The sequence below is a fragment of the Methyloligella halotolerans genome, from assembly GCF_001708935.1.
GTDB classification, from domain to species: domain Bacteria; phylum Pseudomonadota; class Alphaproteobacteria; order Rhizobiales; family Methyloligellaceae; genus Methyloligella; species Methyloligella halotolerans.
The window spans coordinates 232,365-251,570 of the sequence record NZ_MASI01000001.1; the positions used below are offsets into that span (position 1 = coordinate 232,365).

At 63.0% G+C, this 19,206-nt stretch carries 14 protein-coding genes; 2 read left to right on the forward strand and 12 right to left on the reverse strand.

Translation table 11 applies throughout. The annotated features are described in order from the left end of the window. From A7A08_RS01215 to lptF, 3 genes are read right to left on the reverse strand one after another with little or no spacing between them, the layout of a single operon-like run. Complete coding sequence (locus A7A08_RS01215; protein ID WP_083226346.1) at positions 1-2,310, reverse strand: LPS-assembly protein LptD; 2,310 nt, start codon at positions 2,308-2,310, stop codon at positions 1-3. Further along, positions 2,307-3,413: an LPS export ABC transporter permease LptG gene (gene lptG, locus A7A08_RS01220; protein WP_069093736.1), complete on the reverse strand. Its 1,107-nt coding sequence runs from the start codon at positions 3,411-3,413 to the stop codon at positions 2,307-2,309. Before lptG ends, A7A08_RS01215 begins: the two co-directional genes overlap by 4 nt. A gap of 8 nt (positions 3,414-3,421) precedes the next feature. Further along, entirely contained in the window at positions 3,422-4,612 is a 1,191-nt protein-coding gene (gene lptF, locus A7A08_RS01225; protein ID WP_069093737.1) for an LPS export ABC transporter permease LptF, read from the reverse strand. Positions 4,613-4,914: 302 nt separating this feature from the next. On the opposite strand from lptF, the gene A7A08_RS01230 reads away from it, so the two are divergent. Beyond that, positions 4,915-6,435 carry a leucyl aminopeptidase gene (locus tag A7A08_RS01230; protein ID WP_069093738.1) on the forward strand — a complete coding sequence of 507 codons (1,521 nt, stop codon included), beginning with the start codon at positions 4,915-4,917 and terminating at the stop codon, positions 6,433-6,435. Between the two features lie 229 nt (positions 6,436-6,664). Here A7A08_RS01230 and A7A08_RS01235 read toward each other — a convergent pair whose 3' ends face one another. Then, a complete protein-coding gene (locus A7A08_RS01235; RefSeq protein ID WP_069093739.1) occupies positions 6,665-7,378 on the reverse strand; it encodes a DNA helicase in 714 nt (237 codons plus the stop codon). A 217-nt stretch (positions 7,379-7,595) separates the two neighbouring features. Between A7A08_RS01235 and mazG the strand changes: the two genes are divergently transcribed. Continuing rightward, positions 7,596-8,435, forward strand: a complete 840-nt coding sequence (gene mazG, locus A7A08_RS01240) for a nucleoside triphosphate pyrophosphohydrolase (RefSeq protein WP_069093740.1) — start codon at positions 7,596-7,598, stop codon at positions 8,433-8,435. Between the two features lie 41 nt (positions 8,436-8,476). On the opposite strand, the gene A7A08_RS01245 is transcribed toward mazG, so the two are convergent. The 8 genes from A7A08_RS01245 to A7A08_RS01275 form a co-directional block, all read right to left on the reverse strand. Further along, positions 8,477-10,441: an acyl CoA:acetate/3-ketoacid CoA transferase gene (locus A7A08_RS01245; RefSeq protein WP_069093741.1), complete on the reverse strand. Its 1,965-nt coding sequence runs from the start codon at positions 10,439-10,441 to the stop codon at positions 8,477-8,479. A gap of 212 nt (positions 10,442-10,653) precedes the next feature. Continuing rightward, positions 10,654-11,928, reverse strand: coding sequence for a GTPase HflX (gene hflX / locus A7A08_RS01250; protein WP_083226430.1), 1,275 nt, complete (start codon positions 11,926-11,928; stop codon positions 10,654-10,656). Between the two features lie 135 nt (positions 11,929-12,063). Next, a complete protein-coding gene (hfq, locus tag A7A08_RS01255) occupies positions 12,064-12,318 on the reverse strand; it encodes an RNA chaperone Hfq (protein WP_069093743.1) in 255 nt (84 codons plus the stop codon). A gap of 136 nt (positions 12,319-12,454) precedes the next feature. Next, positions 12,455-13,846: a nitrogen assimilation response regulator NtrX gene (gene ntrX / locus A7A08_RS01260; protein WP_069093744.1), complete on the reverse strand. Its 1,392-nt coding sequence runs from the start codon at positions 13,844-13,846 to the stop codon at positions 12,455-12,457. Then, on the reverse strand, positions 13,836-15,959 hold the full coding sequence (locus tag A7A08_RS01265) for a sensor histidine kinase NtrY-like (RefSeq protein ID WP_245290799.1): 2,124 nt from the start codon (positions 15,957-15,959) through the stop codon (positions 13,836-13,838). Before A7A08_RS01265 ends, ntrX begins: the two co-directional genes overlap by 11 nt. Continuing rightward, entirely contained in the window at positions 15,932-16,360 is a 429-nt protein-coding gene (locus A7A08_RS15815; protein ID WP_141693790.1) for a hypothetical protein, read from the reverse strand. The genes A7A08_RS01265 and A7A08_RS15815 overlap by 28 nt, the downstream gene beginning before the upstream one ends. A 196-nt stretch (positions 16,361-16,556) precedes the next feature. Next, positions 16,557-17,999, reverse strand: a complete 1,443-nt coding sequence (ntrC, locus tag A7A08_RS01270; RefSeq protein ID WP_069093745.1) for a nitrogen regulation protein NR(I) — start codon at positions 17,997-17,999, stop codon at positions 16,557-16,559. Positions 18,000-18,001: 2 nt separating this feature from the next. Continuing rightward, positions 18,002-19,150 (reverse strand): two-component system sensor histidine kinase NtrB, encoded by a 1,149-nt coding sequence (locus A7A08_RS01275; protein WP_245290772.1) that lies wholly within the window; start codon positions 19,148-19,150, stop codon positions 18,002-18,004. Positions 19,151-19,206: the final 56 nt, after the last annotated feature.

Consider the following 19,206-nt stretch of genomic DNA (forward strand, 5'->3'; position numbering starts at 1 on the left):
CTAGTTTTCAGAATCGAAGGTCGAGGCGTCGGTTTTCAGCTCGTAGTCGCCAAGATACTTAAACGAGAACTGGGCCATAATGCGTTTGTCGGGGTCGATATCCCGGTCTTCGAAGTTAGAGCGCAGATAGGTCAGGGCGAAGGTGAAGCAGTCGTCCTGATAGCGCAGGCCGATGCCGTCCTGCAGGGTCAGATCGTCGACCAGGTCGTAGCGCAGCTGACCGAGCAGGGCCCAGTTGTCGGTCACGGCCAGGGCGCCGCGGGTCCGGACCTCTTCGCGGTCCTCGACGTAGAAGTCGTTGTCATGCGGGACGTCCGCATAGTTCACCGAGACGGAGATCGGGCCGTAATCCGCATTGGCGCCGAGATCGGTCCGGCGGATGTCCAAATCGTCCTCGGCGAAGCGGCTCTGGGCCGAGAAGCCGAGATAGTCGTTGGCCTGGATGTAGGCACCCGCCACGTAATCGGACGTGTCGTTGTAGAGGCCGGTGCCTTCCGCGAACGGGCTGTCGCCCGCGAGCTGATAGCTCTGGCCGAAGACCGTGCGCATATACGCGCCCGAGAACAGCTGGGCGGTGTAGCGCACGCCGACATTGGCGCGGGTGCCGGTCTCGATCCGGTCGTAGCCGGAGAACTTGTCGATCTCGAACAGGATCGTGTCGTCGAACACCAGGCTGTTGGCGTCTTCGTTCGGGACGTTTTCCTGGTCGCCGACGGAGTTGGGCCGCGCGATGAGCTGGGCCACGGGCTCCATAATGTGGGTCACGCTGCCCGTGTTGGCGACGAACGGATATTTGTATTCCGCACCCGCGACCGCATTGCCGCGGACGAGGGAGCTTTCGTCGCCTTGCGGGTAATCGGAGATGCCGTAGGCGTCGCCGCGCAGGCGGGCGAAGGGCGTGTAGACCTGGCCCATGCCGTCGATCATCTCGCGGCGCCAGTCGGCCTCCATGATCACGCGGTTGCTGTCCTCCGCGTCGACCCGGGAGAGGCTCATGACGTTGGAGTTGAAGCTCAGCTCGCCGCCGAGGATCGGCTGATCGACGATGTAGTCGTAGTCGATGATCGGGTGGACGCGCGACTTGGACTCGTCGTCATCGTAATAGATCAGGCCGTCGGTGTAGTACGCCCGCATGCTCATGTAGTTGCGGTCGTGCAAGCCCTCCAAATAGACCTGGGAGACCCGGTCCGTCTTCAGATAGCTGTCGAGCTGATAGAAGCGCCGGAACGTATCGTCGGATTCCGCCAGGATATCCCAGCCCCATGACCAGTAGGGGTTCAGGGCGAAGCGGCCGGCGGTCTTGATGCTGCCGCGGAAATCGGTGTTGGCGGGGCTGTCGGGGTCGCCGTTGTCGTAAACGCCGGCGAGCTCCACGTGATACGAGCCGTTGGCCAGACGGTGACGCCAGTCGCCGCGCAACAGCACGTTCTGCTTGGTGGTGAACATCGGCGAGAACGTGAAGTCGTAATGGTCGGACAGCGCGAAGTAGTAGGGCGTCGTCAGCGTGTTGCCGAGGTCGTTGGAGTGCGTATAGACGGGCATCAGGAAGCCGGTCTTGCGCTTCACCGTCGGGTCGGCGGTCTGCAGATAGGGCGTATAGGCGATCGGCACGCCGAACAGGTCGAAGGCGGCGTCACGGAAGGTGATCGTCGCATCTTCCTTGTTGTGGGTGATCTCCTTCGCCCGGATACGCCAGGTCGGTGCTTTGTCCGGGTTGTCCTTGCACGGCTTACAGGGCGTGAACCAACCCTGCTGGAACTCGGTCACGTTGCCGGCCTGACGCTGGGCGGTATTGGCGACGATGCGCGTGTCGTCCTGGGTCACGACCTTCAAGGCATCGATGAAGCCGTCGCGGAAATCGTCGGTCAGCGTCATCTGGTTCGAGCTGATGACGGCGCCGTCGGGATCCTTGATGCGGACATTGCCCTCGGCGGACAGGGTGTTCGCGCTGCGGTCGTAGACGACCCGGTCGGCCAGCAAGGTGTAGTTGCCGTAATAGATCTCGACGCTGCCCTTGGCCGTGACCTTGTTGGAGTCGTTGTCGTAGACCATCTCGTCGGCCTGCAAGAGCATCGGCGCGTTTTCGTCGATCTTCGGCGGGCTGACGATATTGTTCAGATTGTCCTCGTTCTGGGCCATTGCCGCGCGGGGGAAGGCGAAGCAAGAGCCGACGAGAATGCCGAGGACGAGGGCAGACAGCAGACGTGCAGAACCGCGCTGCGCACGGGAGAAAATCTCGCCCTTAGACGCAGCAAGGCCGGGCAGAGCCCGGCGCGCAAATCGCGGCATACTCGTTACAAACGCCATCATCCATCCTCCTTATACAGGAGAACAGTTACCGCAAGACTTGCAGCGATAATGACCGGCACCCAGGCCGCCGCGATGGCCGAGGTGAGCCCGGCAAGGGCGAAATTCCGGGATACTTCCGAGAACAGGAAAAACCCGAACCCCGCGACCAGGCCGACCACGGCCTGCATCTGGGCGTTGCCCTGGCGGAAAGCGCGCAAGGAGCAGGTCGCCGCTACCAGAACCATGGTCACGAGCAGGAAGGGCCGCGACAGCAGCAAATGGTACTGCACGCGGTACTGGGTCGCCGGCAGGCCGGCTTTCTCAGCGATTTCGATGAAGTTGGGCAGGTCCCAGAACGAGATCGAGAACACGGTGCCCAAGCTGTCGCGCACCTGGGTGGGGGAGAGATAGGTGCTCAGAAGATACTGGTCGTGATGCTGGGATTCGGCGCCGACCGGGGTCACCGTCGCATTCTCCAGCTCCCAGCGGCCGTTCTTCAGCATGGCTCTTTCGGCAGCCACGCGTTCCGTCAGGTTGTTGTCCTTGTCGTACTGGAAGACCGTGACGCCGCGCAGCTCAAGCCCTTGATTCAGAACGTGGGTTGCCTGGAGAACGGAGGGGCCGTCGATGCCGTCCTCGCGCAGCCACGCACCGCCCTTGCTGCTGCTCAGCACGGATTCGTCCTTGCCGAACGCCGCCGTATACATCTCCTCGGCCTGGGCACGCGCCATGGCGGCCAGCGGGTTGTAGAGCAGCACGAAGGTCACCCCGAGCGTGAAGGCGACGACGATGGCCGGAATGGTGAATTGCCACACCGAAATACCGGCGGCGCGCACGACGACCAGCTCGGACGAGCGGCTGAACATCACGAAAACGATGATGGTGCCGATCAGCACGGCGAAGGGCAGGGTGAGCTCGGAAAAGGAGGGCACCCGCAACAGGGTGATGCCGATAAGCATCGCCGGCGAAATATCGCCGTCGTAATTGCCGGCGCGCCGCAGCATCTCGATGAAATCGACAAAAAAGATGAGCAGGCAGCACAGGGCGAACACGGCGACCATAGCCACCAGGAAACGCACTGAAAAATAGCGCGCAAGTGTCCCTGCTGCACTGATGCCTGGCATCTGCGCTCTCACTTCGCCTTAATCCCCCGTGCGATCCCGAATTTTATGTTTGGGAGCTTGGACTTAAGGTCCACGCTCAGTTTGGATCGCAATTCTGGCGCCATTCTAACGTGCGCGGCCCACGCCGCAACGAGAATCGCAATGACTGGAATAGCATAAAGCGGCACGACCGCCCATGGATTCAGGGCAACAAGGTTCGTCATTGTGATGCCTGCAATTCTCACGGCGATGGCCAGTCCGACGACGAACATGACGGGTCCCCAGCGGCTCTGACGGGTTGTGCGCGCATGGCCCAGCACGCTCACCGCGAGGAAGGTGAACAGCATGGGGTAGAGGGGGGAGGAAATACGCTCGTGCAGCTCTGAGCGGATCTTGCCCATGCCGCCTTTGACGTTCTCCGGATCGGGGTTGAGCAGCTCCCAGAGCGAGAGCTCCTTGGGCTTCAGGGTGCGGTCGCTGTCGCCGGTGGGGGAGAAGGTCGAGATGTTCAGCATGTACTGGTCGAAATCGACGATCTGCACGCCTTTGTCGGTCTCCGCGTTGTTGGAGCGGTGAACCTGGCCGTCGAACATCACCAGATACGCGTCGCCGTCGTGCTTCAGGATGCGGCCGCGCTTGGCGAGATAGCTCATGGTGGTTTCGGGATCGCGCTCGTCATGGACGAGCAGACCCAGCATGTCGCCGGAATCGTCGCGATCCCGAATATGGAAGGTCAGCCCGGTCATGGGGCTGGAAAAGCGGCCCGGCTGAAGGACTTGGGAGATCAGGTCCGTGCGAACCTCGAGGATCAGATCGCGCAGGGCGCGGGAGCTCGCCGGAGTGACGAACACGTTGATCATCAAGATCAGGCTCGAAACGATGGCGGCGAGGGCGAGGAGGGCGGAGCCGATGCGCCAGATGGTGCCGCCGGAGGCGGCGGTCACGATGACCTCGCTGTCGCTGTTCATGCGGTCGAGGGTGTAGAGCACCGACATCAGCACCGCATTCGGCGCGATGAGGCCGATCAGGCTGGGCAGGGTCAGCATCGTCATGTGCAGGAACAGGAGGATTCCCTGTCCCTTGGAGGTGAGCAGGTCGAGCTGCTTCAGCGCCGTCGCCATCCAGACGATGCCGGTCAGCGTCAGCAAGATGAGCAAAAACGCGCTCGCCACCTGCCGGAACACATACCGGCTGAACAGTGTTGGGCGGAAGGACATCATGGCGATGTACAGTATCCCCCGGTCATGCGCCCCCCCAATCGGCACCGCGCGGGTTTCCCCCGAGCCCCGCGAAAATTAGCGCCTGAAGGGATAAACACAGGGTAAAATGGCGGAAATTCGGCCAGGCACGCCGCTTGCTTTCCGCCGCGGCAGCCGGTAGTTACGCCGAAGCATTATCTTGATCGCTGTTGCGCGATTGCACCATCCGCAGGGCCTCTTTTCTCGTGATTTTCCGGCAAAAGCTACCCTGCGCGGCAATCGGGCGCGGCATGTGCATAGAGCGATCCTAACGGAGCAATCCTTTGACAGATCAGACATCGATTTCCTTCGCCAACCTGACCGCCAAAAGCGACGGTGTCGTCGTGGTTTTTGCGGAGGAAGGACCTAAGCTTACGGAGTCCGCCAAGGCTTTCGACAAGGAGTCCAAGGGACTTCTGACCAAAGCCATGCAGATGACGGACTTCAAGGGCAAGGCTGAAAGCTCCGTGGATCTCCTGGCACCGGCGTCCCTGAATTGCTCTCGCATCGTGCTCGCCGGTCTCGGCAAGCCGGACGAGATTACCGGCGAGGACTGGCTCAATCTTGGAGGGAAGGTGAGGGCGGCCGTCACCGGCAAAGAAGCGCCCGAGGCCCACGTCTTCCTCGATGGGGTGAAGGCCGAGATCTCGGCTGAGGATATCGCGAACTTCGCGCTCGGCACGATCCTGCGCTCCTACAGTTTCAAGAAATACAAATCGAAGAAGAACGCGAGCGACGACGGCAAGAAGACGCCCGAGAAGACCCTGAAGAAGATCGTCATCCATTGCGCCGATCCGCGGGCGGCCCAGCGCGCCTTCGCCAAGGAGAAGGCGGTGGGGAAGGGGGTCAACTTCGCGCGCGACCTGGTCAACGAGCCGGCCAATGTGCTCACCCCTCAGGAATTCGCCAAGCGCGCCCGGACACTCGCCAAGCTCGGCGTCGAGGTCGAGGTTCTGACCGAGCAGCGGCTGAAGCGCCTCGGCATGAACGCGCTCCTGGCCGTCGGCCAGGGCAGCACCCAGCCGAGCCACGTGGTGGTGATGCAGTGGAACGGCGCCGGCGAGAAGGGCGGGGCGCCCGTCGCTTTCGTCGGCAAGGGCGTCGTGTTCGATGCGGGCGGCATCTCGCTCAAGCCCGCCAGCGGCATGGAAGACATGAAGGGCGACATGGCCGGCGCGGCCTGCGTGGTCGGTCTCATGCATGAGCTCGCCGAGCGCAAGGCCAAGGTGAATGCGGTCGGTGTGATCGGCGTGGTGGAGAACATGCCTGACGGGAATGCCACGCGGCCCGGCGACGTGGTGAAAGCCATGTCGGGCACGACCATCGAGGTGCTCAACACCGACGCGGAAGGTCGGATGGTTCTGGCCGACTGCCTCTGGTACACCCAGGATCGCTTCAAGCCGAAGGCGATGATCAACCTCGCAACGCTGACCGGCGCCGTCATGGTGGCGCTCGGCAAGGAGCATGCCGGTCTCTTCTCCAATAATGACGACCTGTCGAACGAGCTGATCAAGGCAGGGGAGGAGAGTGGCGAGAAGCTGTGGCGTCTGCCCCTCGGTCCCAAATACGACAAGCTCATCGACTCCAAGGTCGCCGACATCAAGAACACCGGCGGACGGTGGGGCGGCTCGATTTCCGCCGCACAGTTCCTGCAGCGCTTCGTGAAGCCGGAGACGCCTTGGGCGCATCTCGACATCGCCGGCATGGGGATGGGGAGCCCTGAGACCGACGTTAACCGCAGCTGGGGGTCGGGCTTCGGCGTGCGGCTGCTGGATCGTCTGGTGCGCGACCAGTACGAGAAATAGGGCACGCGCTTCGATCGGGCGGACGGTTTTGACGCTCGCCCGATCGTTGCAATTTTAGCGGATCTCGCGCCGAGGCCCATATCCGTATATTTTCCATAATATACCTTATGCGAATTTCGGATATGGGCGGATTTGCAGGGGCCGGCGCGGAAATCGCTTGCAGTTATCCTCTTCCCCTGCAGCGCTAACCTCTTCCTCCGAAACGATAAATCAGTGCCGTGCCACCACTCTATGGTGACGGGCTGAGCTGCACCTTCCCGTTCTGCAGGAAGCACGACTTGTCGAACAGCGCGACGTCGAGTGCGTTGGGCAGACGCACATCCCTGATGTCAGGACATGGTTTGCGTTCGGCGTCGTAGCGCCTGTCGATCTGCGACAGGCAGATCACGACGTGCCCTCGCTCCTCTGCGTAGACCTTCAGCGTTCGCACCTGTTCTGCCAGTGGCGGCGTCTCGCGGCGCTGATCGAGGAGCTGGAGATAGTCGACCAAGACCAGCGTGCCTCTGGGCGCATCCTCGAGCCTTCCGACGATGTGAGCGGCCGTTATGGCGTCGGAGCAATCGAGGTTCAGAAGGCCGTCGAAGCGGCCGGTATCGAGGCCCAGATCGCGGAAGCGGGCGGCGAGGGTCTCCTCCGTCTCCTCGAGGCTGAAGACCCAACTCGGCGTGCCTTGTCTTATCGCCTCCGCGACAATCTCCAAGCCGAGCAGCGTCTTGCCCTGGCCCGGCCGTGCGCCGAGCAGCATCAGCTCGCCGGGCCGCAGTTTTGGAAAGAGACGCGTCGCCGGGCCGGCGTCCGCATGCTTGGCGGCGAGCAGGCTCCATCGGCTGTAGCCTTCCTGCCGGGCGACGCGATCGAGGGCTGTGTGGAGCGGGATGTTCGCCTGGCGGGCGAGCTGCTTTGCCTGGTGCTTGAGACGGTAAATGGGCGCGGAAAGCTTCATCGATAACCTCCTGAGGCGAGCAGGATTTCGCAGCCCCTCCTTATGCGCATGCTCGAACAGTCGGTTCGGATGATCGGTCGCCCTGTATGGCAGATACTTTCCCGAGTGGAGGGGGGAGGCTTGGGCCGCGCCTGACCGCTATGATAGGCCGAGTCGCGCAAGCTTGAGAATTGCGGAGCGCCCTTCCCGACCACCTCATCACGGACCGGTATCCTGAATGGCCAACGAGACAGAGTTCGGAAAAGACGCCGACGGCCGCTACACGCTGGACGCGCTGCTCGCCATCATGCGGCGCTTGCGGGATCCGGAGACCGGCTGCCCGTGGGACGCCAAGCAGGATTTTTCCTCCATCGCGCCCTACACCGTCGAGGAAGCCTACGAGGTGGCAGACGCCATCGCGCGGGACGATCGTGCGGCTCTAAAGGACGAGCTTGGCGACCTGCTCTTTCAGGTCGTCTACCACGCGCAGATGGCTGACGAGGAAGGCGCCTTCGCGTTCGACGATGTGGTGGACGCCATTGCCGCGAAAATGGTTCGTCGGCATCCTCACGTGTTCGACGATCCCAGCCTACGCGACAGCTTCTTGGGCTCCGGGCGCTGGGACGAGATCAAGGCGCAGGAGAAAGAGGCGCGTGGAGAGCAGGGCGCCCCCTCCTCTCTTCTGGACGATGTGCCCCTCCCCCTCCCCGCCCTCTCCCGTGCGGTGAAGCTGCAGAAGCGGGCGGCCCGGGTGGGTTTCGATTGGCCCGAGATGGCGCCCGTGTTCGACAAGGCGGAGGAGGAGTTCGGCGAGCTGAAGGAAGCGATCCAGTCCGGCGACCAGGCGCATGTCGAGGAGGAGTTCGGTGATCTGCTCTTCGTGATGGCGAACCTGTCGCGCCATCTCAAGATCGATCCGGAGGCGGCACTGCGGGGCGCCAACGAGAAGTTCCGCCGGCGCTTCCAAGCCATCGAACAGGCGCTGATGGCGGACGGCAAGCCCATGGAAGACGCTACGCTGAAAGAAATGGACGCGCTCTGGGACGCGGCGAAGCGTAAGGAGAAAGCGGGCGGCTGAGCCGCCCTGCTCTCGTTTCGTCTCGTTGCGCCGTATGAGGCCTACGCGACGGGCTCTTCAGCCTCGGTCTCTGCCTCCGGCTCCAGGGCTGCGTGGGCCTCTTCCTTCCTCTCGAAGATATGAGGCGGCAGGCCGCGGCGGCTCAGGGCTTCCTGCATCTTCATGCGCATGAAGGCAGAGGTCGTGTAGCGGGTGGTGGAGGAGTAGTAGTGGTCCATCATGTGCTCGATCATGCCCGCATAGCGATCGTAGAGATCGTCGGCGATGCGGCAGCCGTCGTGGTTGACCACGGCATTGACGCGCTTGCCGGCCTTCTCGCAGGCCTCCACGAGAACCTTCTGGAGATCGTCCACATCCGCTTTCTTGCGCACGCTCCAGCCTTCCAGGTTGAGGAAGAGGATGTTGCGGTCCGGATCGTAGGACACGCGTTCCGCAAGGTTCAGGTTCAGCAGATCGTCCATGAGGTTCATGGCGCCGTCGACGAAGATCTTCGAGTTCATCTTCACCGGCTTGTTGATGATCGGGTCGAAATCCATGTGAGGCAGGATATCGCGCTCGATATCGATGCCGGGGGCGACCTCTATCAGCTCAAGCCCCTCCGGCGTCAGCAGGAAGACGCAGCGCTCCGTGACGTAGATCACGGGTTGGGATTTCGACGCCGCATATTTGCCGGAGAAGGTGATCTGATTGACCGCCTTCACGAATTTGCGGTGCTTGCCCTCCTGCAGGATGCGCAGCTCGCCATCCTCGACCGCGATGTCCAGGCCGCCCGCAGTGAAGGTGCCGGCGAAGACGACCGCCCGTGAATTCTGCGAGATGTCGATGAAGCCGCCACAGCCGTTGAGCTTGCCGCCGAAGCGGGAGGTATTGACGTTGCCAACTGCGTCGCATTCGGCCATGCCGAGGCAGGTCAGGTCGAGACCGCCGCCATGGTAGAAATCGAACATCTGGTTCTGGTCGATGATGGTGTCGGCATTGACCGACGAGCCGAAGCTCGATCCGCCCGCCAGAACGCCGCCGATGGCGCCGGCTTCTGTCGTCATGGTGAGGAAGGGTGTCACCTTCTCCTCCGCCGCGACCGAAGCCACGCCGTCCGGCGCGCCGACGCCGAGATTGATCACGCCGTTCATGGGCAGCTCGAAGGATGCGCGCCGGGCGATGATCTTGCGCTCGTCCAGGGGAAGCCGTGGGATCGCATCGACCGGCACCCGGATCTCACCGGCGAGCGCGGGGTCGTACATCACGCCGTAATTCATCCGGTGCAGCTCGGCTTCCTCGGGGACCACTACGCAGTCGACGATGATGCCGGGGATCTTCACGTCCTTGGGCATGATGGAGCCCTGCTCCACGATGCGCTCGACCTGGGCGATGACGATGCCGCCATTGTTGTAGGCGGCCATGGCCTGGGCCAGGCAGTCGAGGGTCAGGGATTCCTTCTCCATGCTGAGATTGCCGGAGGGATCGGCCGAGGTGGCCCGGATGAAGGCCACATCGATGGGTGTGGCCTTGTAGAACAGCCACTCCTCGCCATCGAGTTCGACCACCGAGACGATGTCGTCCTCGGTCATCTTGTTGACCTTGCCGCCGTCCAGGCGCGGATCGACATAGGTGTGGAGGCCGACCTTCGAGAAAAGGCCCGGCTGGCCGGCGGCGCAGGAGCGGTAGAGCTTCGAGATCACGCCCTGAGGCAGGTTGTAGCCCTGGATCTGGTTGTTGGCGGCCGCCTCGGCGACTTTCGGCATGCGGCCGAAATTTGCGGCAATCACGCGCTTCAATAGACCTTCGTGATGCAGGCGGCCCGTGCCCAGGCCCTTACTGTCGCCGGCGCCGGCGCACATGATGAGGGTCAGACCCCTGGGTCCGCCGCTCTCCACGAAGCGCTTCTCCAGGGCGGCATGAAGCGCCTCCGGAATACAGCTCTGGACGAAACCGGTCGTGCAGATCACGTCATCGTCTTGGATCAGGGCGATGGCTTGGTCAGCCGTGATGACCTTGTCTTTTTTCATCTCGAAGGTGTTTTCCCAACGTATCCGCAAAGAGAGCAGCGCGCCGGAACCTGAGGTCCAGGGCGACGTCCTGCGGCTCTATCTCATACCCCCTCCGCCGCACGCGGAGGATTCTGTCATACTCGGAATTTGCCTTCTGACTCAAGCATCTGTGGCGTTGCGGTCTGTTGCAGCGCAAGACAAAACCGATGCTGCAGCGCGGTAGCGCCGAATTATTCGGCAGCTGGTGGGAGCCTTTCGGGGCCGGCGAGCTTGGCCAGCCGGGCGCGCTTTTCCGGGGCGATGCGAACCCCAAGCTCGACGACGCCCTCGCCGCGTTCGTTGCGCTCGACAACCTCGCAATTCTCGTAAATCCAATTGGTCAGGGCCCCTTCCTCCGGGCCCAGGGAGATCTGCAGCCGCTCGCGCGAGCTGTTGAGCCGGCGCTCGATTTCGGACAGAAGACGCTCGATGCCCTCCCCCGTGATGGCGGAGATCATGACCGGATTGCCGCTATCCCGCGGTGCGGCATTGGTCGCCGCGACGAGTGCCTCTTTTTCGAGCAGATCGATCTTATTCCAGACCTCGAGGATACGTTCGGGGGCCGCTTCGGCATCGATGCCGAGTTCCGCGAGCACATTGAGCACGTCGCTGCGCTGACCTTCGGAATCGGGATCGGCGATGTCGCGAACATGGAGAATGAGGTCGGCTTCCTCGACCTCTTCCAGGGTGGCGCGGAAGGCCTCCACCAGCATGGTGGGGAGCTCGGAGATGAAGCCCACCGTGTCGGAGAGCACGGCCTTGGAGCCGCCGGGCAGCCGGATCGCGCGGATGGTCGGATCGAGGGTCGCGAAGAGCTTGTCCTCGACCAGCACCTCGGCGCCGGTCAGCCGATTGAAGAGGGTCGATTTGCCGGCGTTGGTGTAACCGACAAGCGCGACGGTCGGATACGGCACCCGCTCACGGGATTTGCGATGGAGGGCGCGGGTCCGACGCACCTGCGTCAGGTCCTGGCGGATCGAGGTGATGCGCTCTTGAATCATGCGCCGGTCGGCCTCGATCTGGGTTTCGCCCGGACCGCCGAGAAACCCGACGCCGCCGCGCTGGCGCTCCAGATGGGTCCAGGAGCGGACCAGCCTGCCCTTCTGATAGGTGAGATGGGCCAGCTCGACCTGGAGGCGACCTTCCTTGGTCAGCGCCCGTTCGCCGAAGATCTCCAGGATGAGCCCGGTGCGGTCGAGCACCTTGACGTTCCAGGCGCGCTCCAGATTACGCTGCTGCACCGGCGTCAGGGGATGGTCGACGATGGCGAGCTCGGCCTCTTCGGCCCGGATGATGCCCTTCAGCTCCTCCACCTTCCCGGAGCCGAACAAGGTCGAGGGACGCGGATTGGGCACGGGCACGACACCTTCGGCCACTACGTCGAGCTCGATGGCGCGGGTGAGGCCGACGGCCTCTTCCAGCCTTGCCTCGGGCGAGCGCGTGGCTACGGCGTCGCCGCCCGGCATACCCCGGCTGCCGCTTTTTCCTTCCAGATGCGGAGAGAACACGACCGCGCGCGACGGGTCGAAAGCCGGCGCAGATTCCTCCCCGCTACCGTCCTTGCCCTTGTCGGTTTGTCGTCTCGGATCGTTTTGCCGCAATTACTCGCTTGCGCCTTCCGCCTCGCCCATGTCGGTCAGCTGAATCGGCTGCCCCGGCATTATGGTCGATATGGCGTGCTTGTAGACCAGCTGCGAATGCCCGTCCCGCCGCAGCAGGACGCAAAAGCTATCGAACCAGGTCACCACGCCTTGGAGCTTCACACCGTTCACCAGAAATATGGTGAGAGGCGTCTTAGTTTTCCTTACGTGGTTTAGAAAAGTATCCTGTAGACTCTGAGCGCGCTCTGATGCCATGGGCTTCCCCGTCCCCTTCGTGGCTTATGGCCCCCAATTTTAGAGGGGGCTTTGTCTTCCTTCTCCCTAGACCGGCCATTAGACGCGATGGAAGCCCGAATCTGCAAGCAAAGACTAGCGTATGCCGACGGCGCGTTTAGCGGGCCGTAGCGGTTCTTTCGGCCGCGTTCACACCGAGTGCGCGCAGCTTGCGATGGAGCGCGGACCGCTCCATGCCGATAAATTCGGCGGTTCTGGAGATATTTCCGCCGAACCGGTTCACTTGAGCGAGCAGGTATTCCCGTTCGAAAATCTCCCGCGCATCGCGCAGCGGAAGCGACATGAGGTGCTCCCCGCCGCCGCCATTTATCGAGAGCGGCACGGGTGAAACGATCTCGTCGGGCAGCATGTCGGCGGTGATCGTGCTGTCCGGATCGCCGCCAACCAGAATCATCAGCCGCTCAACATTGTTGCGAAGCTGGCGGATATTGCCGGGCCAATCGTGGGATTGAAGGACGGCGATGGCATCCTCGCCGATGGTCCGCGGCGGCAGGCCGGTGGTGGCTGAGATTTGCTGGATGAAGTAGCGGATCAGGTCCGGGATGTCCTCGCGGCGCTCCGACAGTCCGGGCACCTTGATCGGGACCACGTTGAGACGGTGATAGAGATCCTCGCGCAGGTTGCCGGCGGCCATCTCCTTCTGCAGGTCGCGGCCGGTCGACGAAATGATGCGGACGTCCACATGCACCTTCGAGCCGCCGCCGAGGCGCTGGAAGCGCTGCTCCACGAGCACACGCAGGATCTTGCCCTGGGTTTCCAGGGGCATGTCGGCGATCTCGTCGATATAGAGGGTACCTTTGTGGGCCTCCTCCAGAGCACCGACCTTGCGGGGACCCGTCCCCTCCTCGGTGCCGAACAGTTCGAGCTCCACACGATCGGGAACCATGGCGGCGGCGTTCATCACGACGAAGGGGCCGTCGACGCGGGCGGATTTGTCGTGGAGGACGCGGGCGGCCAGCTCCTTGCCGGAGCCCGAGGGACCGGTGATGAGCACGCGGCTGTTGGTCGGGGCGACCTTGTCGATGGCGTGGCGGAGCTGAGAGATGGCGGCGGAATGGCCGATCATCTCCGTGGAGTGCGGGCTCCGCTCTCGCAGCTCCCGGTTCTCCCGGCGCAAGCGTGAGGCTTCCAGGGCGCGAGCGGTGATCAGCACCAGACGGTCGGCCTTGAACGGCTTCTCGATATAATCGTAGGCGCCGCGCTGAATAGCGGCGACGGCGGTTTCGATATTGCCGTGGCCGGAGATGATGATCACCGGAAGATCCGGATGAACCTGCTTGATGGCATCGAGCAGCTCCAGGCCGTCGAGCTTGCTGCCCTGCAGCCAAATATCCAGGATCACCAGGGTCGGCCGGCGTTCCTCAATGGCGGCAAGGGCGTCGTCGCTGTCCTTGGCGAGACGGGTCTCGTGGCCCTCGTCTTCCAGGAGTCCGGAGATGAGATCGCGAATGTCGGCCTCGTCGTCGACCACTAGAATGTCAGATGCCATCGCTCACTCCCTCTTTTTGCTTCTCGCCCGCGTCTTCGGCGGCCTCGGCCGTCGCGGGGCTTGAGACTTCGTCGTCCGTTTCGTCATTCTCGAAATCGGTATCGTCTTCCTTCTCCACCAGGGGCAGCTCGACGCGAATGGCTGCACCGCCGGTCGCGCCGTCCCGCTTGGGGGCATCGGAGAGATGAAGAACGCCGCCATGCTGCTCAACGATCCGCTGCACGATCGCGAGGCCCAGGCCGGTGCCTTTCGTGCGGGTCGTCATATAGGGCTCGACCAGGCGTTGGCGGTTCTCCTGGGGAAGGCCGCAACCGTTATCGATCACGCTGAGCTCGATATGGTCGCCGGTGACTTCGAGCTTGCCGACGACCTTCCCCTTCTCGGTACGGTCGGGGTCGGCCTCGAAGGCGCTGTCGATGGCTTCGCTGGCGTTCTTGACCAGATTGGTGACCGCCTGGGACAGCAGGCGGCGGTCGCACATTGTGATGACCGGCTCTGACGGCACCTCGATCTCGAAGTCGATCTCGTTGCGGCTCACCTGGAACAGGAAGATCGCCTCGCGGAGGATGTCGCGCAGATCGTGCAGCTCCATGACCGGCTTCGGCATCCGCGCGAAGTCTGAGAACTCGTCCACCATGCGGCCGATATCGCCGACCTGGCGGATGATCGTGTCGGTGCATTGGTCGAAGATCTCGCGGTCCTTGGTGATGCTGTCACCCCATTTGCGGCGGATGCGCTCGGCGGAAAGCTGGATCGGCGTAAGAGGATTCTTGATCTCGTGGGCGATGCGCCGGGCGATATCCGCCCAGGCGGTGGAGCGCTGGGCGCTCACCAATTCGGTGATGTCGTCGAAGGTCACCACGTAGCCTTCCAGGTTCCGCCCCGTGCCCTTGGCCGTGACGCGGACGGCGAAATAGCGTTCCTGATCGCCGACCCGCAGAGTGATCTGATCGTTTAGCAGCCGTTTGCTGTGCTGCTTCTGAGCCCGGTCCAGGATCGGGCCGAACTGGGGCACGATCTTCTCCAGCGGCTTGCCGGTCATGGCCTTGTTCTTGACGTCCAGCAGGTTCTCCGCCGAGCGGTTCACCAGAGTGATGACGCCTTCCGTGTCGACGCCGATCACGCCGGCGGTGACGCCGGAGAGCACGGCTTCCATGAAGCGGCGCCGCTCCTCGGCCTTGGCATTGGCGCCGACCAGCTCGTCATGCTGGCTCTTCAGGTCGGCCGCCATGGTGTTGAAGGTGGTGCCGAGCATGGCGAGATCGCCATCGGCGCGGTTCACCGGGACTTCGACATTCAGATTGCCTTCGGAGATCTGCTTCGCCGCGCTCATGAGCTTGCCGATCGGGGCGACCAGGCGGTTGGCGAACCACATGCCGATCCAGATGGCGGAGAGCAGCAGGGTCAGCGCGATGGCGATATACATCAAACCGAAGGCGACCTGGACGCCGGCGCGGCGCTGCTCGAGAAGCTGATACTCGGCGACGGATGCGCGGGTCTGGCGCAGCTGGGTCAGCACCTTCGCGTTCACCGGACGGATGACATAGAGATAGGTGTCGTTGAAATTCTCCAGCGCCTTGATGGCGCCGACCATGTTGGTCTTGCCCGGTGCGATCACGATGGCTTGGCCGCTTTTGGCCAGCTCCATGGCCTTCTCCGGCGGTGGCCGGTAGGTGAAGTCGGGCAAGGTCGCGGCGGTGGCGAGGATCTCCCCCTTCTCATCGATCAGATAGGCGATCGGCAGGGCGCGGATGGCGGCTTGAGCCGTGAGGAAGTTGCCGAAGCCTTGCGGGCGCGAGCGCACCAGCGCGACCGCTTCGTCGATGTCCTTGGCCATGCCGAGCGTGTCGGCGCGGATAACCTGGCCATGCTCCTGCAGATAGGCCGTCGCCACATCGATGGAATTCTGGATGATGGATTTGGTGCGGTCCGAGAACCAATGGTCCAGGCCGCGATCCAGAGAGATGGTGGCGAAGATTGCCAGCAGGATGGCCGGGACCACGGCAATGACGCTGAACAGGCTCGCGATGCGGACGTGGAGCTGAGCGCCGGCCGTCTGGCGTCGCCTTGCCAGGAACAGCCCGGTCACCTGCCAGGCCAGCACGGCAACCATGGCGAGCACCAGGCGCCGTTGATCATCAGCACGCCGATCACGACCTCGTGGCTCGGCACGATCGGAGTCAGCCCGGTCAGGATGAGATAGGTGGCGAGGCCCGAGATGAGCGACAGCACCATGGTGATGAGGCCGAGGGTGAAGGCGATGCGGCGCGAGACGCGCCGTCTATGGCGCCTGCCGGCGATCTTGCCTGTGACCTTGCCGGCGGTGCCGGCCGTGTCCTCTGTCGAGTTTTCCGGTGATGGTTGCGAGGCGGCGCTTTCAGAGCCGGTTTCGTCCAAGGCAGGATCCTCAGACGTTTCGGCAGCGGCATCGTCGCGGGCCTGGTCGGCGTCGGCGTCCCCTCGGGCGTCTCGCTTGGTGACGGCGTTGCGTAGTCTCTGAAAAACGCTACTCACCACTCCCCCAACCTGCCTCTGCTAGCAAACGGCCAAAACGCATATGGGGCGCGAAAAAGGTCCGTCAGGAAATGCGATTCGGACAGCGGTAACCATCCGCTGACGCAGCCCTGATGCAATAAGATCACATTGTGGCGCTTTGGCGACTGGCGAGCAGATTTTCCCAGTCTTTCGCTTCATCCACAGCTTATTCGCTTCAACCGCCGGGCGAGCGTATCACCTTGATCCCTAAGTCGCGGATTTTCTTACGCAACGTATTGCGATTTAGGCCCAGAAGATCGGCGGCGCGGATCTGATTGCCCCGGGTGGCGGTGATGGCCGCGGTGATGAGCGGAAATTCGACCTTCTTCAGGATGCGATTATAAAGGCCGGGGGGCGGCAGCTCCTGGCCGAATCCCATGAAATAGTCGTTGAGGAAGCGCTCCACGGACTCGGACAGGTCGCCCGGCTGCTCGGCCTGGTTGTCGAAGGCGGGCCGGGTCGTGCTGGCGAGCTCGGCTTCGACCATATCCGTGGTGATGATGTCCTGGGCGTAGATGGCCGACAGGCGGCGGACCAGGTTCTCCAACTCGCGGATATTGCCGGGCCAGTGGTAGCGCTTGAGGCGCTCGATGGCGCCGGGCTCGACGCTCTTGGGCGGCAAGCCTTCCTTCTCGGCGATGGCGAGGAAGTGGCGGACGAGGTCGGAGATGTCCTCCAGGCGTTCCCGCAAGGGCGGAAGCCGCAGCGGCACGACGTTCAACCGGTAATAGAGATCTTCCCGGAAGAAGCCCTGGTCGATCTGCTGCTTCAGGTCGCGATTGGTGGCGGCGATGATCCGCACATTGGTGCGAATCGGCGTGCGCCCGCCGACAGTGGTGTATTCGCCCTCCTGAAGCACGCGCAGGAGCCGGGTCTGGGCTTCCATCGGCATGTCGCCGATCTCATCCAGGAAGAGCGTGCCCCCCTCGGCCTGCTCGAAGCGGCCGATATGGCGGTTCTGGGCGCCGGTGAAGGCGCCCTTCTCGTGGCCGAACAGCTCCGATTCGATAAGCTCCCGCGGAATCGCGGCCATGTTGATGGCGACAAACGGCCCGGTCTTGCGCTTGCCGAATTCGTGGAGCGCGCGGGCTACGAGTTCCTTGCCGGTGCCGGACTCGCCGGTGATCATGACCGTGAGATCGGTCTGAGTCAGCCGCGCGAGCACCCGGTAGATGTCCTGCATGGCGGGGCTGCGGCCTATCAGCGGCATGCCCTCGTTGTCGTCGGGGGTGAGGCGCTGGCTCTTCTTGCGCGGCTCGGCGAGCGCCCGTCCGACGACGGCCACCAGCTCGTTCAGATCGAACGGCTTGGGCAGATATTCGTAGGCACCTCGTTCCGTGGCCGTGATGGCGGTCATGAAGGTGTTCTGGGCGCTCATGACGATAACGGGAAGTTCGGGCCGCAGCTTCTTCACCCGCGGAATGAGCTCGAAGGCGTTCTCGTCGGGCATCAGCACGTCAGTGATGACCAGATCCCCCTCGCCCTGGCTGATCCACCGCCACAGTGTCGAGGCATTGCCTGTGGCGCGGGGCGAATAGCCTGCGCGGGCAAGGGCTTGGTTGAGAACCGTCCGAATGGCGGCATCGTCATCCGCAATGAGTATGTTGCCCTTCGCCATGCTCAATCCTGGCCGTTTTCTTTGTTTTGGTTGGGTACGAGATCGCCTTCCGCCGCCGGCATGAGGGTGCGGAACACCGTCATCTTCGGTCGGGAGTCGCATTCGATGATGCCGCCATGGTCGTTCACGATCTTGGCCACCAGGGCGAGGCCCAGCCCGGAGCCGGTCTGCTTGGTGGTCACGAACGGATCGAACAAATTGGGCATGAGGTCCGGCGGGATGCCCGAGCCGTTGTCCTCCACGGAGATCTCCAGCGGGAGGCTTACCCGAGACCGGCCGCCCTGGAGCGACAGACGCACGCCGGGGCGGAATGCCGTCGACAGGGTGATCTGGCCGTCGGCCTGATCGTCACCGATCGCCTCCACGGCGTTCTTGATCAGGTTGAGATAGACCTGCACCAGCTTGTCGCGATTGCCAGGAACCGGCGGCAGGGACGGGTCGTAGTTCTCGACGATCTTCACCCGGCGGGCGAAGCCATTGACGGCGATCTGCTTCACATGGTCCAGCACGTCATGGATGTTGACGGGCTCGCGCTCCAGGGGACGCTCGTCGCCGAAGATCTCGACCCGGTCCACCAGCTTCAGGATGCGGTCGGATTCGTTGCAGATAAGCTGGGTCAGCGCGCGATCGGCTTCGTCTGTGTTGGTCTCCAGGAGCTGCGCTGCCCCCCTTATTCCGGAGAGCGGGTTCTTTATCTCGTGGGCCAGTATGGCGGCCAGCGCGGATACGGAGCGCGCGGCACCGCGGTGGTTGAGCTGGCGCTCGATCATCTGGGCGATGGAGCGCTGCTGGAGCATGATCAGCACCTTGCCCGGCGCATCGGGCACGGGACCGGCATAGAGGTCCACCAGCTTGGGCGCGTCGAGCCGGAACGAGGACAGCTCGACACCGTACTCGTTGACCGTGCTGCCGGTCCGCTGGACCTGTTCGGCGAGCGAAATCACCGGGCTGCCAAAGGCGACGACATCCTCGAGCGTATGCCGGCTTAGCACGGCAATGCTCATTTGGAAAAAGTCTTCCGCTGCGCTATTGGCGTATTCGACCTGAAGATTATCACCCACCACGAGGAGCGGATGCGGGAGAGCGCCCAAAAGCGCTTCGAGCGAATAGCTGGACGTGCCGGCCGTTTCGGATGCCGACTGTTTACTCAAGGCCTGCAATAGGACGGTACCCCTCGACCCGCTATGGTGCACAAATTTTGCGCAAG

What these genes read in the sequence shown, in the direction of transcription:
- A7A08_RS01215 (WP_083226346.1), bottom strand. Translation starts at nt 2,310, where the DNA reads ATGATGGCGTTTGTAACGAGTATGCCGCGATTTGCGCGCCGGGCTCTG.
- lptG (WP_069093736.1), bottom strand. Translation starts at nt 3,413, where the DNA reads ATGCCAGGCATCAGTGCAGCAGGGACACTTGCGCGCTATTTTTCAGTG.
- lptF (WP_069093737.1), bottom strand. Translation starts at nt 4,612, where the DNA reads ATGATGTCCTTCCGCCCAACACTGTTCAGCCGGTATGTGTTCCGGCAG.
- A7A08_RS01235 (WP_069093739.1), bottom strand. Translation starts at nt 7,378, where the DNA reads ATGAAGCTTTCCGCGCCCATTTACCGTCTCAAGCACCAGGCAAAGCAG.
- mazG (WP_069093740.1), top strand. Translation starts at nt 7,596, where the DNA reads ATGGCCAACGAGACAGAGTTCGGAAAAGACGCCGACGGCCGCTACACG.
- A7A08_RS01245 (WP_069093741.1), bottom strand. Translation starts at nt 10,441, where the DNA reads ATGAAAAAAGACAAGGTCATCACGGCTGACCAAGCCATCGCCCTGATC.
- hflX (WP_083226430.1), bottom strand. Translation starts at nt 11,928, where the DNA reads ATGCCGGGCGGCGACGCCGTAGCCACGCGCTCGCCCGAGGCAAGGCTG.
- hfq (WP_069093743.1), bottom strand. Translation starts at nt 12,318, where the DNA reads ATGGCATCAGAGCGCGCTCAGAGTCTACAGGATACTTTTCTAAACCAC.
- ntrX (WP_069093744.1), bottom strand. Translation starts at nt 13,846, where the DNA reads ATGGCATCTGACATTCTAGTGGTCGACGACGAGGCCGACATTCGCGAT.
- A7A08_RS01265 (WP_245290799.1), bottom strand. Translation starts at nt 15,959, where the DNA reads ATGGTTGCCGTGCTGGCCTGGCAGGTGACCGGGCTGTTCCTGGCAAGG.
- ntrC (WP_069093745.1), bottom strand. Translation starts at nt 17,999, where the DNA reads ATGGCGAAGGGCAACATACTCATTGCGGATGACGATGCCGCCATTCGG.